The sequence below is a fragment of the Streptomyces sp. DF42 genome (assembly GCF_058267695.1).
This window is the reverse complement of the sequence record NZ_CM177859.1, coordinates 3,325,642-3,342,477: the sequence shown is the minus strand read 5'-3', so window position 1 is coordinate 3,342,477 and position 16,836 is coordinate 3,325,642. Positions and strand designations below refer to the sequence as shown.

Here is a 16,836-nt window from a genome sequence, read left to right as displayed (position 1 = left end):
CATCTCATGGCTTCCGCTCGACGGTGCGGCTCGGTTCCTCCTGCTCAGCGAAGCTGCTCAGCGCAGTTGCCCAGCACGGTGGCTCAGCGCAGTTGCTCGGCGAGGCCGACGATGATTCCGTCAGGGCCGCGGAGGTAGCAGAGCAGATAGATGTCCTCGAACCGGGCGATCTCGCCGACGAGTTCGGCGCCGTGTGGGCGCAGGCGGGCAACGGTGTCCTCGATGTCGTCGACGGCGAACATGACGCGGTGCGTGCCGAGAATGTTGTGCGGCCGGTTGCGCGGCCCGGCGCTGATCACCTCGGGGCTGCGGTACTTCGCCAGCTCCAGCCGGCTGTGGCCGTCCGGTGTCCGGACCATCGCGATGTCACAGCGGACGCCGTCGAGTCCGGTGCACCGGTCGGCGAAGAGGCCCTCGACCTCCCCCCTGCCCTCCAGCTCCATACCGAGTTCCACGAAGAACGCGATGGCGGCATCCATGTCCTCGACGACGATGCCGACGTTGTCCATCCGCTGAATCGCCATGCTGGCTTCTCCTTCGTCCTCGTGCGGCCGGTGGCGGCCGCTGATGTCCCTGGGACGGAGCCGGTGGCGCGTTCTCGACATCCGCAGACCGCCGGACTCCGAAATCTGGTGGTGATTGCCTTCGGGCCGTGCCCGGGCCGTACGAGGGTGTCCGAGGCCGACCGGCGGCGACGAACAGTGACATTCGAGCCACCGCCGCCAGTCGTGAACCCCCAGCTCAGAGCCCCTCCGCCAAACGGGTTTCCCCCGGAGGGTGGCGGTCAGGCAAGATGGGGTGTATCTGCCCACTGCCAGAATTCAAGCTGCCGGACGGTTTCTCTTGGCTGAGTACATCTACACCATGCGCAAGACGCGTAAGGCGCACGGCGACAAGGTGATCCTTGACGACGTGACGCTGAGCTTCCTGCCCGGCGCGAAGATCGGTGTGGTCGGTCCGAACGGTGCCGGTAAGTCCACCGTTCTCAAGATCATGGCCGGGCTGGAGCAGCCGTCCAACGGTGACGCCTTCCTGTCGCCCGGCTACTCCGTCGGCATGCTCCTCCAGGAGCCGCCGCTGGACGAGTCCAAGACGGTGCTGGAGAACGTGCAGGACGGCGCCGCCGAGATCATGGGCAAGCTCAAGCGCTTCAACGAGGTCGCCGAGCTCATGGCGACCGACTACTCGGACGCGCTCATGGAGGAGATGGGCAAGCTCCAGGACGACCTGGACCACGCCAACGCGTGGGACCTGGACACCCAGCTGGAGCAGGCCATGGACGCCCTGGGCTGCCCGCCCGGCGACTGGGCCGTCACCAACCTCTCCGGTGGTGAGCGGCGTCGCGTCGCGCTCTGCAAGCTGCTCCTGGAAGCCCCCGACCTGCTGCTGCTCGACGAGCCCACCAACCACCTGGACGCCGAGTCCGTGCAGTGGCTGGAGCAGCACCTGGCGAAGTACGCGGGCACCGTCGTCGCCGTCACCCACGACAGGTACTTCCTGGACAACGTCGCCGAGTGGATCCTCGAGCTGGACCGCGGCCGCGCCCACCCCTACGAGGGCAACTACTCCACGTACCTCGACAAGAAGGCCTCCCGCCTCAAGGTCGAGGGGCAGAAGGACGCCAAGCGCGCCAAGAGGCTCAAGGAAGAACTCGACTGGGTTCGCTCCAACGCCAAGGGCCGGCAGGCCAAGTCGAAGGCGCGTCTGTCCCGCTACGAGGAGATGGCCGCCGAGGCGGACAAGATGCGGAAGCTGGACTTCGAGGAGATCCAGATCCCGCCGGGCCCGCGGCTGGGCAGCGTGGTCGTCGAGGTCAACAACCTCAGCAAGGCCTTCGGGGACAAGGTCCTCATCGATGACCTGAGCTTCACGCTGCCGCGTAACGGCATCGTCGGTGTCATCGGCCCGAACGGCGCCGGCAAGACCACCCTCTTCAAGATGATCCAGGGGCTGGAGACGCCCGACTCCGGTTCGATCAAGGTCGGCGAGACCGTCAAGATCTCGTACGTCGACCAGAGCCGCGAGAACATCGACCCGAAGAAGTCGCTGTGGGCCGTCGTGAGTGACGAGCTCGACTACATCAACGTGGGCCAGGTCGAGATGCCGAGCCGCGCGTATGTGTCGGCCTTCGGGTTCAAGGGTCCCGACCAGCAGAAGCCGGCCGGCGTCCTCTCCGGTGGTGAGCGCAACCGCCTCAACCTGGCGCTCACCCTCAAGCAGGGCGGCAACCTGCTGCTCCTCGACGAGCCGACGAACGACCTCGACGTCGAGACCCTGTCCTCGCTGGAGAACGCGCTGCTCGAGTTCCCGGGCGCGGCTGTGGTCGTCTCCCACGACCGGTGGTTCCTGGACCGCGTCGCCACGCACATCCTCGCCTACGAGGGTGACTCCAAGTGGTTCTGGTTCGAGGGCAACTTCGAGTCGTACGAGAAGAACAAGGTCGAGCGGCTGGGGCCGGACGCCGCGCGTCCGCACCGTGCCACGTACAAGAAGCTGACCCGGGGCTGATCGATCTTGCGCCACATCTACCGCTGCCCCCTGCGTTGGTCGGACATGGACGCGTACGGCCACGTCAACAACGCGGTCTTCGTCCGCTACCTGGAAGAAGCCCGTATCGACTTCCTGTTCCGCCCGGAGAAGGACTTCAAGCAGGGGTCCGTGGTGGCGCGCCACGAGATCGACTACAAGCGGCAGCTGGTCCACCGGCACCACCCCGTGGACATCGAGCTGTGGATCACCGAGATCAGGGCGGCGTCCTTCACCATCACCTACGAGGTGAAGGACGACGACCTGGTCTATGTACGGGCGTGCACCGTGGTCGTGCCGTTCGACTTCGAGACACAGCGGCCACGCAGGATCACCTCCGAGGAGCGGGAGTTCCTGGAGGGGTACCGGGACGAGGACGAGGAGGAGGCCGTCGCCGCATGACGGTGCTCCACCTCACCGACGCAGGGGAGGCGGCGGATCTCGCGGCCTTCCTCTCCCGGCTGATCCACTACGACCGTTCGGCGGCGGTGCGGCTGCAGGCGGCCGGTACCGCGCTCGCCGTCTTCGGGCGGCCGCCGTCCTTCGAGGTGCTGGCGATCCGGGCGGTCCGGCTCGCCAAGCCGTACGAGCACGGGCTGGACGTCACGCTCGATGTGACCGTGTCCGCCGGTGAACTCCTGGAGTCGGTCGACGAGCCGGCCGCCACGGCCGCCGTGCCGGCCGCGGTGACCGGTCCGCCGTGGGCCGGGGTGCTGCCTCCGCGTGGTGGCTGGCGTGCCGAGCCGGGGCTCCCGGCGCCGGACGCCCTGCGGGCGATGGTCGGCGCGGCGGTCGCCGAATTCCGGTCCCGTACGCAGGAGTTGGCGCCGGAGCAGCGTACCCGGGCCGAACTCGACCGTATCGGAGGGGAGATCTGGTCCCGGACCGTCGGCGACACCCGTCTCCCGGTGCGGGCCGCGCACGCGGCACAGTCGCTCGGCTTCCTGCGGCCCCCTCACAATGAGGGGAGCCAGGCGTTGTTCTCGTCGGGCGCGTGGCTGCGGCTGCGCACGCCGTTCGGGTCGATCGCCGTACGGCGGGCGGGACTTGGGGCACTGGCCGTCAGCGTCCGCTGAACTTCAGCGTCCCCTCCCTTGAGCATCCCCTGAACTCCCGCAGCCGTCACTCGTGTTCGCTGTCGTCCGGTCGTACGGCGATGTGGTCCGGGGCCAGTTCCAGGGCCACGCGGTCGCGCATGCCGAGGGCCTCGGTGTACTCGGCGGGGAGCTGGAGACGGCCGGCGCGGTCGAGCATGGCGTACTCGCGGGCGACCACCCTCTCGTCGCCGGTCGTCTCGTCGACCTCGTTGCGGCGCAGGACCTCCGTGGAGGTGCGGCCGTCGCGGATGGCGACCGTACGGCGGACCTCGCCGGCGACCGCCTGGTCGTGGGTGACGATGACGATGGTGGTGCCGAGGCGCTCGTTCGCGGTGCGGAAGGCGGCGAAGACCTGCTCGGCGGTGTGCGAGTCGAGTTCGCCGGTGGGTTCGTCGGCGAGCAGGACCGCGGGGTTGTTGGCGAGGGCCACGGCGATGGCGACGCGCTGCTGCTGACCGCCGGACATCTGGTGCGGGCGGCGGTCCCGGCAGTCGGCCACGTCCAGCAACTCCAGTAGCTCCAGGGCGCGTTCGGACTGCGACCGGCGCCTGCGGACGCCCGTCATCTGCAGGGGGAGGGCGATGTTCTGGGCGGCGGTGAGGTAGGGGAGGAGATTTCGGGAGGTCTGCTGCCAGACGAAGCCGACGGTGGTGCGGCGGTAGGCCAGACGGTCCTTCGCGGTCATCGTGAGCAGGTCGCGGCCGGCCACGCGGGCGGCGCCGGCCGTAGGGGTGTCCAGGCCCGCGAGGATGTTCATCAGCGTGGACTTGCCGCTGCCCGACGCGCCCACCAGGGCCATGAGTTCGCCCTCGCGGACCAGGAGATCGAGTCCCAGCAGGGCTTGGACCTCGATGCCGTCCGTGGCGAAGATGCGGACCAGCCGGTCGCAGGTGATCAGGGCGTCATGGCCGTAGGCGGGGCGGTCGCGGTGTTCCGTCGCACGCTGGGCGAGATCGGCGAGGGTCGGGTTCGTCGTCGTCATCGAAACTCTCCTCGGCACATGTCCACAGCCGGCCCCCGGGCGGTCGCCGCATGATTCATCGCGCATCCCCCGCCCGCAACTCCGGGACGGCTCCGCGCCGTCCCGTCCACCACGCCTGTACGCCCGCGACGGCGACCGTCACCAGCACGATCGCCACCGCCGGTACCACCAGCGACAGCGCGTCCGTGCGCAACACCGCTTCGCCCGCGGGAGCCTGCCTCGACGCCAGCGCGATCGTCGTCAGGTCGATCCCCGGCGACAGCAGCCGAATCGTCGCCCAGCCCGTCAACGCACCTCCTGCCGCGGCCAGTCCGGCCTGCGGCAGCGACTCCAGGACCAGCAGCCGGCGGCCCTGCGCGCGGGTCAGGCCCATCGTGCGCAGACGGGCGAGGAGCGCGGTGCGTTCGGGTGCCGCGCGCAGGAGGGACAGCAGCAGGGCCAGTACGGCGTAGCCCGCGCCCGCCGCGCCCGCCGCCGCATAGACACGCTCGGCGCCGGTCTGGAGAGGCGAGTCGGCGTAGAGGGCGCGTGCCTCCGAACGCAGTTGTACGTCCGCCGAGTGGGGCGCGGCTGTGCGCAGCGCCGCCCGGTCCATCCGGGTGCCGGTCAGCAGCAGTGCGGTGGGGCGGGCCGCGGACGCGCTCAGGCCGGCGCGGTCCACGACCAGGAAGTTGTCGCCCGCGACGGCGGGCGTACGGTCCCGGACGACGGTGATGCGGACGGTGATCGTGGTGCCGTCCTCCAGGAGCACGGGGAAGGGCCGGGTGCCGTAGGTCCTGGCGGCCGTCGGGGAGGCGAGCGCCGGGAGGGGGCCGTGAGCGGTCCGTGTCTTCAACTCGCGTGCGTCGAAGGGGCCGATGCCGGTGCGGCCCGCCAACTCCGCGTAGTCCTGCGGCTCCACGCCCGCCACTGGTACCGACTGGGTGAGATCGGTCGGCCTGGCCTGGTACATGATGCTCACCGCCGTCACGTCCCGCACGCCGGGCGTCCGGCGGATCCGGTCCGGCAGACCCGACGGCAGCGGGGCCGTCGCCTCGACACGGGCGTCGGCGCCGACGGTGAGGAGGGCCGCCTGGTCGCGTGCCTCGCGCACACCGGCCAGGACCGAGCCGCCGAAGGCCGCCGTGGTGAGGGCGGTCAGCAGCGCCAGCAGGGGCAGGACCGCGGAAGCGGACGTACGGCCCGCTCGGGCCAGCGAGAGATGACCCACCGCACCGCGCAGGCGGGCGGCAGGACGGCTCAGGCCGCGCAGAGGGAGGGGGTAGAGGCGGACCAGGAGCAGAGCCGCGGTCACCCCCACCAACACCGGTGCCAGCGAGGTCAGTTGATCGCCCGACGCGCCCCGTCTGCGCAGGGTCTCGACCGCGCCCAGCGCCACCACGACCAGGGTCAGCTCCGCGACCGTACGGCGCCGGGACGGACGTACGGACGCCACGTCCCCGCGGCCGCCGTGGATCCGGACGATCCGGTGTGCGAGGGCTGCCCGCAGGGGCAGGGCCGCGCAGGCGACCGCCGTGACCGTCGCCGCCGCCGTGATCGCGTAGAACGCGCGGCCGCCGGGGAGCGCGAACAGCGCGATCCCCAGGCCCAGTGCTCCCGCGGGCAGCGCGATGACCGTGGTCTCGGCGAGCAGACGGCCCGCCAGACCGCGCAAGGAGGCGCCACGTGCGCGCAGCAGGGCGAGTTCGGCGCGGCGGCGGTCGGCGGTGAGGCCGCCCGCCATCAGCAGGACGACGCCGGCGACCGTGCCGGTACCGAAGGCGGCGACGGCCGTGAGCGGGCGGACGCCACCGCGCAGCTCCGTGAAGCCGCCCAGTACGTCGTCCAGGTCGGTGTCGACGACCGTGGATGGGTCGGTCAGTGTGCGGACCGTCCGCAGGGCCGGGCCGGCCTCCAGGGAGGCGACGGCGGACTTCAGACCGTCCGCCTCGTAGGCGTGGAGGGCGGCCATCGAAGGAGCCAACTGCCAGTAGCGCCAAGGGTTTCCGGGGGTACCCAGCATGGCCGGGGCCGCCTCGGGAGCAAGCAGCAGGGCGGCACGCCAGTACTTGTCGCCGTCGGCGCCCGAACCCGGCGTCAGGACCAGGCTGGGGCTGCGCAGAAGGGGCTGGGTGGCCCAGTAGGCGCCGTCGGGGTCGCGCGGGTCGACGACGCCGGTGACGCGGACGGCGAGCGGGGCACGTTCCACGCCGGGCAGATGGACGACCGAACCGACCTTGATGTGCAGGCTCTTGGCGGTCTCCGCGGTCACGGCGGCCTCCACCTCGGGTGTGGCGGCGGTGACCCGGCCGTCGGCGCGGGGCAGGCGTCCCTCGCGTACCGTCGCGTGGCCGGCCAGCCCGGCTTGCGTGGCAAGGGTGAGCTGCGGCGGCAGACCGCTCGGCCGGGGCAGCCAACGCTCCGGTGCCGCCAGGGACATGGCGGTACGCACCCCGTACGTCGACTGACCGGGGTCGGCGACGAGCGGCCTCGGTACGGCGGCGAGGACCTTCGCGTTCTGCGCGCCGAGCGTGCCGGGGCGCAGCGCCTCCTCGCGCTCCTCCTGCGACATGAGGAGGCCGGTCCGCTGGGCCCACACGTTCACGCTGGTGCTCGCGGGCCGCGTCCGCTCCACGGCCCGGCGCAGCCCGGCGTCCTCGTACCGGTCGACCGCCCGCGGGAACGCGCCCGCCAGGCAGGCGGTCAGCGCCACGAGCAGCGCCAGCGCCCAGGCGGCACCGGGGGCGGCGCGCAGGCGGGTGCGGATCCATGGGGCCGGTATCGGGTTCATGCCACTCGTCCCCTGTCTCCCGAAGGAACGCCACCGGAGGGGCGTAGGCGCGCACGGGTCCGGAGGCGCGCACGGGTCCGGGGAGCCGGCACCTGGTTCACGTCACTCACCCCCGTGCTCCCGCAGCGACGCCACCGCGTCCCCGCGCCGTACCGCCAGAGCCGCCGTCACGAGCAACGGTGTCAGGGCCACCGCCGCCAGGAGTACGGCCACGTGCGGGACCGGCAGTTCGACCAGCACCCGCGGGACCGGACGTGTGGCCTGTGCGGTCAGCACGATCAGTGGGATCACCGCAGGGGTCAGCACCGTCCCCAGAGCCGCGCCCACCACCAGCGCGAGCGCCACCAGCACACCCTGCTCGACGGCGATCATGCGGGCCAGGCGGCGGCGCGGGGCGCCCAGGGCCCGTAGCACCGCCAGTTCGGCGCCCCGCTCCCGCAGAGACCCCGTGGCGCTCACCGCGAAGCCGACCGCGGCCAGCGCCGCGGCCACCCCGGCCGCCGCCGCGAACGCCGCCTCCGGGCCCGCCCCGAACGGGTCGTCCCGCAACTGCGCGGCCGTCTCGTCCCGCACCACGACCTGCGCCGGATCGAGATCCGGCAACGCCCGCAGGTCCGCCGCGACCTCGGCCGAATCGCCGGGGCCGGTCCGCAGCCACCATTCCGTGGGCGTGACGCCCTCCCCGTACCGGGCCTCCAGCGCCCGGTTCACGGACCGCAGATCGACCAGCACAGCGCCCCCGTCCGCGTCCCCCGTGGTCGGCAACTCCCGTACCGCACCCACGATCCGCACCGGCACGCTCCGCCCGCCGACCGTCACGTCCACCCGCTGCCCGGTGCGCGCGCCCGCCGACGTGAGGTACCGGTCGGTCGCCACCGCCGTGATCTCCGGCGGCCGGTGCTGCGCGACCTGCAGCCGCACCGTGAGCGACGCGCTGACCCAGGTGTCCTCGACCGGCACATAGCCCGTGCCGTACGCGACCGTGGGCGGCCCCGACGAACTCGTGACCGGCTCCGTCGGGTCGGTCCTCCCGTCCGGCGACGAGACCTGCCCGTCACTGCTCACCGACGCCTTCCAGGTGGCCGGCAAGGGGACCTTCCGCGCGGTCCCGTCTGCTCCGGTTGCCGTCAACTCACCCAGTCCCAGCCGGTGTTGCTCGCGCTTGCCGATCGGCTGAGGCATCACCAACTGCACACCGGTGAGCGTCAGCGGTCCCTCGGAGACGGGCAGGTCCAGGGTGTGCGTCCGCCCGTCGGAGGGGAGTTCGCCCGCCGGCACCGCGTACGGTGTCCCGTACCCGTCCTCCAGGGTGGCCGTCACGTCCGCCGTCGTCCCCGGGCCCGACGAACTGAGCAGGCTCGCCGTCAGCCGCAGCCGGGCGGTGTGCGCGGGCACCTTCGCCCCGGCCGCCGGCCCCTTCGGGCCCAGCGCCGCGAGCAGCGGCCGTACCGGCTGCGGGGCCAGGTCCCGGCGCATCAGCACCGTGTCCGGCGCGTGCGCGGTGTCCACCGCCAGCAGCGCCGCCGTACGGTCGCCGGACAGCGGCAGTTCCGTACGGAGGACCGGGGCGGCCTCCCGTACGTGCGCAACGTCCGCGTATCTGTCCGTGCTCCCGAGGCCGCCGCCGCCCTCGGCGAGGACGCGAACCGGCGCGCCCGCGGCGAAGTCCGCCTGGTCGTTCTGCGAGCGGCTCCAGGAGGCGCCCTGTCCGATGGCCAGCATGCCTAGTGCGACGGCTAGGACCAGCAGCAGCACCGGTCCCGCCCCGCGCATCGGGCGACGGCTCAGCTGCCAGCCCGCCAGCGCCGCCGTCAGCCCGCGCCCACCGGCCGCCCGGCGCTCGGCGAGCCGCGCCACCAGGGGCAGCAGCCGCAGGGTCAGCACCGTGCCCGCGAGCAGCGCGAGCGCGGGCGCCGCGACCAGGAGGGGGTCGATGCCGAGGGTGCCCGACCGGTTGCCGGTCACCGCGCCGGACGTCTGCCGACCGAGCTGCCAGTACGCGACGGCGGCCACCGCCAGCAGGCCCAGGTCCGCGCCCGCGCGCACCGAAGCGGGCAGGGCACGGGGCCGGACCGGGCCGAACCCCTCGACCGTGAGCGCGGGCAGCGTCACCGCCAGCGCGCACCCCAGCGCCACGCCCGCCGCCACCAGCCACACCCCGAGCCGCGCGCCGGCCGGCACGTCCGGTCGCAGCCCGATCCGGGCCAGCGGCCCCTGCCCGGCCAGCAGCCGGGTGAGCGGTCCCGACAGGAGGGGCGCGCAGACCGCGGCGGGCACCGCCAGGAACAGCGCCTCCAGGGCCGCGAGCGCCGCGACCCGGGCACGGGAGGCCCCGCGCGCCCGCAGCAGCCGGACCTCGCCCGCCCGTTCCGCGCTCAGCAGCCGGGCCACCAGCAGCAGCGCACAGCCGGCCAGCAGAGCGAGCTGCGACGCGACGATCAGCAGCGTCGAGCGGGAGACGAGCAGCGAGCGTTCGACGCGTTCCAGGACCTCGGGCAGGGAGGTGCCCGCGGCCGTCGTGCCGCTCAGCTCGGTCCGCTTGCGCAGGGCCGCGCCGCCGGAGGCGGCCGCCTCGCGCAGCTCGCCGATCCGACCGGTCGTCAGCGTCGAGAAGTCGGCCGTCGCCAGCCATCCGGACGGGCCGGCGCTCACTTTGCCACCGGCCAGGACCCCGGGGGCGGCGAGCAGCGGGCCGTACGTCGTGAAGTCGACCGTCCTGACGCCCCGGCCACCCAGGTCGTCCAGCCGCCAGTAGGGCGAGTCCGCCCGCGCGGGCCGGTACACGCCGGTGAGCGTGACGTATACCTTCGGGCCGCCGAGCCGGTCGGTGAGGGTGAGGCGGGCGCCGGGTCTCAGGCCGAGGCGCTGCGCGGCGGTCTGCGGGAGGGCCGCCTCGACGGACGCTCCCGAGCCCTCGCGGGGCGCTCGCCCCGAGACGATCCGCACCTGCGTCGGATCCAGCGCCGCGACATACGTCAGATCAGGGTCCCCGGATCGCTCGGCCGGCGGCTGCAGCGAACGAGGCAGACCGTACGGGCCCGAGCGCACCAGGGTCCGCACGGTCACCGGCAGGCCGACGAACGTCCGCCGCGCACCCTCCCGTACGGCCGTGCCGGCGGCCGCGCGCCGGTCCGCCGGCACGTCCGCCTTGACGATCAGCGCGGCGTCGGCGGCGTTCTGCGGGCTGCGCAGGGAGTGGCGCACGGACGCGTCGCCGATCGCGCCGGAGTAGGCGGCGAACGTGGCCAGGACGGCGGTGGTCAGCAGGACGGTGAGCAGCGCCGCGGCGAGCAGGAGGCGGTGCGCGCGAGCACGTAACAGGACGAACCGTGCCACCGCACCGAACGCCGTCACGCCAACCCCCCGTGGTTGTCCAGACCTCCGGGCGATGTTGTCAGAGGGGGCGGCTCAGGGGTAAGCGCTTGTACCCACGGCTTGACCGGATCGTGACCGGATTCCGGCGTCGTACGACCGGAATCCGCACGTCATGCGGTCAGGGCCGGCGGTCAGTCCGGGGTGTTCACCATCGAGGCGGCCGCGTAGGTCAGGTAGTTCCACAGCTGCTGCTCGTGCTCCGCGGTGAGGCCGAGCTCGTCGACGGCGACCCGCATGTGCTTCAGCCAGGCGTCGTGCGCCTCGCGGTTCACGGTGAAGGGGACGTGGCGCATGCGCAGACGGGGGTGGCCGCGGTTGTCGCTGTACGTCGTCGGGCCGCCCCAGTACTGGATCAGGAACAGCGTGAGGCGCTCCTCGGCCGGACCGAGGTCCTCCTCGGGGTACATGGGCTTGAGGATCGGGTCCTCGGCCACACCCTCGTAGAAGCGGTGGACGAGGCGGCGGAAGGTCTCCTCCCCGCCGACCTGCTCGTAGAAGGTCTGCTCCTGAAGCGTGCCGCGCCGAATCTCCTTCACGTGGGTCTGCCTCACCAATCTCGTGCCGGTCCGCCCCGAGGCTGTTCGGCCGGGGGTCCGGGGGTTGTTCCCCGGGAATTGCAGTACCCGTCCATGCTCTCAGACCGGGCGGACCAGGACTCCAGGCTTGGGACCACCCACGTCCCGCCCGCCGAGGAGGGGCGATTCCGGATCGGCCGGCTCCGGTGCTCGCCTCGCGCTCCGTCGCGCAGCACAGTGGACGTATGGGCGCGCATGCACTCGACAGGAACGGCCGGGACCTCGCCGATCTCGCGGTATCGGCGCGGGCGGCGCTCGTGCGGGAGATCGACGCGAGCGGGGCCTGGGACGACGACCCGGTGTGGCGGGCGGCGTTCGAGGCGGTCCCGCGCCATCTGTTCGTGCCGTACTACTACGTCGGCGTCACCGGCGGCTATGAGCGGCGCTGGGGCGAGAGTCCCGATCCGCGGGCGCGCGAGCGGTGGGTGCGCGGTGCCTACGCCGACGTTCCGCTGGCCACGCGGCTGCGCGACGGCGAGCTGGTCTCCTCCAGCAGCCAGCCGTCGCTGATGGCGAAGATGCTGGCCGAGCTGAGGGTCGAGGACGGCGACAGGGTGCTGGAGGTCGGCGCCGGCACCGGCTACAACGCGGCCCTGCTCGCGCACCGGCTCGGTGACGACGACCTGGTCACCACCGTCGATCTGGAGCCGGAGATCACCGAGTCGGCGCGCCGGCACCTGGCCGCCGCCGGACACAGTCCGGCCGTCGTCACCGGCGACGGCGCCCGTGGAGTACCCGCACGTGCCCCCTTCGACCGGATCATCGCGACGTGCACCCTGGCCTCGGTCCCGCCCGCCTGGCTCGCCCAGTGCACCCCCGGCGCCCGCATCCTGGCGCCCCTGGCCACCGGCCTGATCGCCCTGACGGTCCGTGACCCCGGACACGGGGAGGGCCGCTTCCTCCACACGTCCGCCTACTTCGTGCCGCTGCGCGGCGAGAGCCGACCCGAACCGGAACCTTCACACCTCGATGCGATTCCGCGCCGGGCCAGGGAGCACGAACTGTTCCGCTTCCTGCTCTCCCTGACCCGCGACAGCCTCGACCCTCAGGAGGCGTTCGCCCTGTGGGAGCGCGAGAATCAGCCGCAACGCGAGCGCTACGGCATCACGGTCGCCGGGGACCGTGAGTGGGCGTGGCTGGACGATCCGGAGGGACCGTATGTCTGGCCCCTCCGGTGAGTCCGGCGGTTCGTCGGCGCCCTGAAGGGGTGCGGGGCCGCATCGATGTGCGGCTGTGCCGCGGGGTGCGACCGGCTGCGACGCTGCGGACCGTGATCGTCGTCCAGGCGCCCACGTGCACCCGGTCGCCGTCCTGCAGCGGCACCGGCACGAAGGGCTGGATGGGCTCCTCGGAGCCGTTGACCGTGGTGCCGTTCGTCGAGTTCTGGTCGACGACCGCCCAGCTGCCGTCCGGCTGCTGGACCAGCACCGCGTGCTGGTGCGAGACACCCGGGTCCTCCGGCGGCACCGCCAGATCGATGTCGGGGGACTCGCCGGTGGAGTGCCGGCGGCGGCCGATGGTGATCTGGTTGCCGCTGAGGGTGCGCTGCTGCTCGGGCGAGTACGCGGGCAGGTTGAGACCCGCGGCCTCGGGGCCGGAGCGCTGCATCATCGCCATGAAGTACTCGCGGTCAGGACCGATGGTCGCGATCCAGGTCGCGGGCCCGGCGGGCTGCTGCGGGTAGCCCTGGCCGGGCGGGGGCGGGGCCTGGGTGGAGCCGGGCTGCGGATAGCCGTAGCCACCGCCCTGACCGGGACCGCCCGGGCCACCGGACGGCGGGGAGATCACCCAGTCGTCGTCACCGCCGAAGGACGGACCGCCGGGCTGCGGCGGCCGTCCCGTCTCCTGCGGGTAGGCGGGCGGGGCCGGCGGACCGGGCTGCTGGAACGCCTGCGGGGCACCACCGGGGCCGGGACCGCCGGGCCCCCGGGGTTCGCCGTACCCTCCGGGACCGCCAGGGCCCTGGGGTTCGCCGTACCCTCCGGGGCCGCCGTATCCTCCCGGGCCACCGGGGGCGGTGGTCGGTGTCGGGCCGGGCGGCGGCGGGACCGGGCGGGACGGGTCGCCGCCGAAGCCGGAGGGGCCGCCGGGGCGCGGGTCGTTGCCGTACGGGCCGCCGGGACGTGGGTCGTTGCCGTACGGGCCGCCGGGGCGCGGGTCGTTGCCGAACCCGGCGGGGCCGGACGGCTCGCTGCCGAAGGGCGGGATCGGCTCGGCGGGACGGTTCATCTGGGACGGGCGCGAGCCCTGGTACTCGTACGAGTCACCGCCGCCGTACGACGGTCCCGCAGGCGGCTGCTGCTGGAAGTGCACGGCAGGGCCGGGCGCCGGCGGGCGCGGGGCGGCCGGGGTGTACGAGGTCGCCGTGTTCGTCAGGAAGTTCCACCGGCACTCCTCGCAGAACGGCGCGCCGCCCTCACGGGGCGTACGGCACTGCGGGCAGAGCTCCGGCTCGGGGTCGGGCACGGCGGACAGGTGCGGGCGGCCGCCGGGCTGACCGGGTTGGCCAGGGCCGGGCGGCGGGAAGCCGTAGCCACCGCCGGGCGGGGGCGGCGGAGGGGGCGGGGGTACGGCACCGGCCATGCGGTGACCGCAGACCTCGCACCAGTCGTCGGAACCCGACTGGTGTCCGTTCGGGCAGGTCGGCATGTCGGCGCTTCCCCCTCTCCTGTTCCGGCCCGTGGGCCGGGATTCTCCAACCCCAGGGGGCCGGGCTCGCGTGCTTGCTATGTCACTTCTTTACACGAACAGTCTTTGTGGACCGGGTCTCGAGGGTCATCTCATCGGCCTCCTCGACCTTCGCCTTCAGTCGCACAGTACCTGTCGCGGCATCGACCACGTCCACCACCTTCGCAAGCAGTTTCGCAGTATCCGCGTTTCCGGAGGCGCTCGCGAGTTGAACGGCCCGGCCCAGTTTGGCCGTTGCTCCGTCGAAATCGCCCGCTTTGCGAAGATCCAGCCCCTGTTGGATGGCCTGTGCCAGTTCGGCCTGGCCCGTGTAGTGGGCGACCTGGGGGTTGATCGACGTCGACGCCGCCATGTCGTCGGTCCACACGGCCCTCACCAGGCCCTGGGCGCCCAGGTTCTGGGCGCTGCCGTCGGGGTGCGGGACGACGAGCGAGACCCGGGCGGCGAGCATCTCCTGGCCGAGGCCCGCGGCCGGGACCTCGACGCAGACGTGGTAGTCACGGGACTCGTCTCCCCAGGAGCCGGTGGGATAGTCCCCGGCGCGCGGGCCGGCCTCCGTGCGGCGGTCGGTCAACTCCTCGACGGTGGGCGCGACTTGCTTGACGAACTTGATGGCGGTGCCGACCGGTGTCCACAGCCTGAGCGCGACGTCGGCGACCTCCTTGCCCATGGCCGCCTCCATCATCTGCGTGAAGTCGGCGGCGAGGCCGGCCGGGTCGGCGACGATGTCGGCGGTGCCGAGGAGGGCGGAGGCGACTCCTGTGACTTCTTTCACTTCCCAGTCGGTACCCACGCCCCGTGCGTCACAGGTGAACCGTCCGGCACAGGAGCCCAGGGCGGCCTTGAGGTCCTCGGGCGACTCGTGCTCGTTGCGGCCGTCGGTGAGCAGGATGCCGTGCCGGATGGCGACGTCGGCGGAGGAGAGCAGACGGTCGGCGAGGCGCAGCCAGGTGCCGATGGCCGTACCGCCGCCCGCGCTGAGCTTGCGCAGGGCCTGCTTGGCCTGGTCGCGGGTGGTGGCGTCGGCGACCGCCAGGCGCCCGCCGCCCGGGTAGACCTCCTTGGCGACGTGCGTGCCGCCGATCACCGCGAAGTGCACTCCGTCGCGCAGGGTGTCGACGGCGGCGGCCGTCGCGTCGCGGGCGTTGCGCATCTTGGTCGGCGGGTAGTCCATCGAGCCGGAGCAGTCGACCATGATCGCCACCGCCGCCGACGGGCCCCGCCCCGGAGCGTAGAGGTGGGGCGCGGCGACCGCGCTGCCGACCGTGCCGCCCCCCGTGGCGGTCACCGTGACGATCGCGCTGACCTCGCGGCCGGCCTCCGGCAGGTACTCGTTCTGGTACACGTCCATCGAGAACTGCGGCACGTTGGACTTCGAGAAATTGGCCATCCCTACTCAAATCCCCCTTGAAACCTCACAGGTGCGAGGCGATACCTGGATGCGGACCGGTCCCCTCCGGTCCGCCGGGACCCCGTCGTGCTCGATGGGCCCGCCTCAGTCCGATCCTGCCCCCTGAGACACGGCGGGGAACGGCACGACGGCCACTGTTACGTTGTCGTGGCCCCCGCCGTCCAGGGCGTGACCGACCAGCACGCGGGCGCTGTGCAGCGGACGTACCGCGGCATCCAGCGGCACGACCTCGGCCATCTCCTCGGCCGCCTCCGCGTAGTTCCACAGCCCGTCCGAGCACACCACCACCACACCGGGCCGGTCCGGCTTGAAGGAAGCGGTGTGCGGCTCCAGCTCATAGGCGTCAGCACCCAGCCAGCCCGTGATCGCGTGGGCGCGCTCGTCGGCGTACGCCTCGGCCTCGTTCATCAGCCCCGCGGAGACCATCTGCGCGGCCCACGAGTCGTCCTCGGTGAGCCGGGCCGGGGACGAGGCGCGGTCCACCGGGATCCAGTAGACGCGGCTGTCGCCGACCCAGCCGACGACCAGCAGCCCCGACGTGACGACCGCACCGACGATCGTGCACGCGGGCGCGTTCTGGTGCGGGCTGTGCTCACGGGCGGTCGCGGGCTCGTCGGCCAGGACGTTCACCGCGTGCGCGGCCGCGACGATCGCGTCGTGCATGGCCTGCTGCGGGTGCGTGCCGCGGGGCAGCGCGGCCGACAGGGACTCGCTCGCGGCCCGGGCGGCGGCGAGCGAGGCGTCGTCGGGGCGGGTCGCCGAGGAGACGCCGTCACAGACGACGGCCAGGGACACGGGGGAGCCGTCGGGCAGCGCGGTGTGGCCGAGGCCGAACGCGTCCTCGTTGCGGTGGTGGCGCAGGCCGCGGTCACTGACGGCGGCCAGCGGGCCGCACTCCTGCTCCATGTGATCGCGCTCCCGGGGCTGGGCGTGCCCGCAGTTCTCGCAGTAGCCGTCGCTGTCGACGCGGCCGGCGCGGCAGGCCACACACATCTTGGCCTCCTCGGCGGACGCCGCGAGGTCGGCGACGCGCGGATCCGGTGCCTGCAGCGGGTACTCGTCGGGCTCCGGCGGCCGGTCGAAGCGCACGCCGGAGGCCGGGGACACCGGCGATCCGGTCGGCGGTGACTGCTCCGGCTGCAACGGGGAGCCGCCCGAGTCCTGCCCGGGCAGATGGGCCGGCACCGGGGTGCCCGAGCCGCCCGGCCCGGCGGCGAGCGGCCAGGCGCCGCCACCGTCGCCCGCGGGCGGGACCGAGCCGTTCAAAGCGACCGTCGGATGGTCGTCCGGCGGTACGGGCACCACGGACAGGTCGTATCCGCACGCACCGCAGAAACGGTCACCCGACTCGAGCGGCCACTCGCAGCTCGGGCAGTTCGACAGGGCGGCCTGCTGGGGCATCTGCGACATCA

General features: G+C 73.0%; 12 protein-coding genes. 4 read left to right on the top strand and 8 right to left on the bottom strand.

The window, feature by feature from the left end:
* Positions 1-83 precede the first annotated feature (83 nt).
* On the bottom strand, positions 84-524 hold the full coding sequence (locus ACYUED_RS15160; protein ID WP_491292810.1) for a VOC family protein: 441 nt from the start codon (positions 522-524) through the stop codon (positions 84-86).
* 319 nt (positions 525-843) lie between these two features.
* Between ACYUED_RS15160 and ettA the strand changes: the two genes are divergently transcribed.
* Genes ettA through ACYUED_RS15145 form a run of 3 tightly spaced genes read left to right on the top strand, consistent with a single transcriptional unit; the run spans position 844 to position 3,602 of the window.
* Positions 844-2,508: an energy-dependent translational throttle protein EttA gene (ettA, locus tag ACYUED_RS15155; protein ID WP_491292809.1), complete on the top strand. Its 1,665-nt coding sequence runs from the start codon at positions 844-846 to the stop codon at positions 2,506-2,508.
* Positions 2,509-2,514: 6 nt separating this feature from the next.
* Positions 2,515-2,928 (top strand): acyl-CoA thioesterase, encoded by a 414-nt coding sequence (locus tag ACYUED_RS15150; RefSeq protein ID WP_491292808.1) that lies wholly within the window; start codon positions 2,515-2,517, stop codon positions 2,926-2,928.
* Positions 2,925-3,602, top strand: a complete 678-nt coding sequence (locus tag ACYUED_RS15145) for a DUF8185 domain-containing protein (RefSeq protein ID WP_491292807.1) — start codon at positions 2,925-2,927, stop codon at positions 3,600-3,602. The genes ACYUED_RS15150 and ACYUED_RS15145 overlap by 4 nt, the downstream gene beginning before the upstream one ends.
* A gap of 46 nt (positions 3,603-3,648) precedes the next feature.
* Here the strand turns inward: ACYUED_RS15145 and ACYUED_RS15140 are convergent, their stop codons facing one another.
* The 4 genes from ACYUED_RS15140 to ACYUED_RS15125 form a co-directional block, all read right to left on the bottom strand.
* Positions 3,649-4,605 (bottom strand): ABC transporter ATP-binding protein, encoded by a 957-nt coding sequence (locus tag ACYUED_RS15140; protein ID WP_491292806.1) that lies wholly within the window; start codon positions 4,603-4,605, stop codon positions 3,649-3,651.
* A gap of 55 nt (positions 4,606-4,660) precedes the next feature.
* Positions 4,661-7,375, bottom strand: a complete 2,715-nt coding sequence (locus tag ACYUED_RS15135) for an ABC transporter permease (protein ID WP_491292805.1) — start codon at positions 7,373-7,375, stop codon at positions 4,661-4,663.
* Positions 7,376-7,477: 102 nt separating this feature from the next.
* Complete coding sequence (locus tag ACYUED_RS15130) at positions 7,478-10,729, bottom strand: FtsX-like permease family protein (protein WP_491292804.1); 3,252 nt, start codon at positions 10,727-10,729, stop codon at positions 7,478-7,480.
* 152 nt (positions 10,730-10,881) lie between these two features.
* Positions 10,882-11,286 (bottom strand): globin, encoded by a 405-nt coding sequence (locus ACYUED_RS15125; RefSeq protein ID WP_491292803.1) that lies wholly within the window; start codon positions 11,284-11,286, stop codon positions 10,882-10,884.
* A gap of 224 nt (positions 11,287-11,510) precedes the next feature.
* On the opposite strand from ACYUED_RS15125, the gene ACYUED_RS15120 reads away from it, so the two are divergent.
* Positions 11,511-12,503 (top strand): methyltransferase domain-containing protein, encoded by a 993-nt coding sequence (locus tag ACYUED_RS15120; protein ID WP_491292802.1) that lies wholly within the window; start codon positions 11,511-11,513, stop codon positions 12,501-12,503.
* Here the strand turns inward: ACYUED_RS15120 and ACYUED_RS15115 are convergent.
* The 3 genes from ACYUED_RS15115 to ACYUED_RS15105 all read right to left on the bottom strand — a co-directional run bounded on the left by ACYUED_RS15115 (position 12,430) and on the right by ACYUED_RS15105 (position 16,834).
* On the bottom strand, positions 12,430-13,974 hold the full coding sequence (locus ACYUED_RS15115) for an FHA domain-containing protein (RefSeq protein ID WP_491292801.1): 1,545 nt from the start codon (positions 13,972-13,974) through the stop codon (positions 12,430-12,432). The two genes, ACYUED_RS15120 and ACYUED_RS15115, sit on opposite strands and share 74 nt — an antisense overlap.
* A gap of 82 nt (positions 13,975-14,056) precedes the next feature.
* Positions 14,057-15,403, bottom strand: coding sequence for a vWA domain-containing protein (locus ACYUED_RS15110; protein WP_491292800.1), 1,347 nt, complete (start codon positions 15,401-15,403; stop codon positions 14,057-14,059).
* Positions 15,404-15,508: 105 nt separating this feature from the next.
* The gene (locus ACYUED_RS15105) at positions 15,509-16,834 is read right to left on the bottom strand and encodes a PP2C family protein-serine/threonine phosphatase (protein ID WP_491292799.1); all 1,326 of its coding nucleotides are present in this window, start codon (positions 16,832-16,834) and stop codon (positions 15,509-15,511) included.
* Between the last annotated feature and the right edge of the window lie 2 nt (positions 16,835-16,836).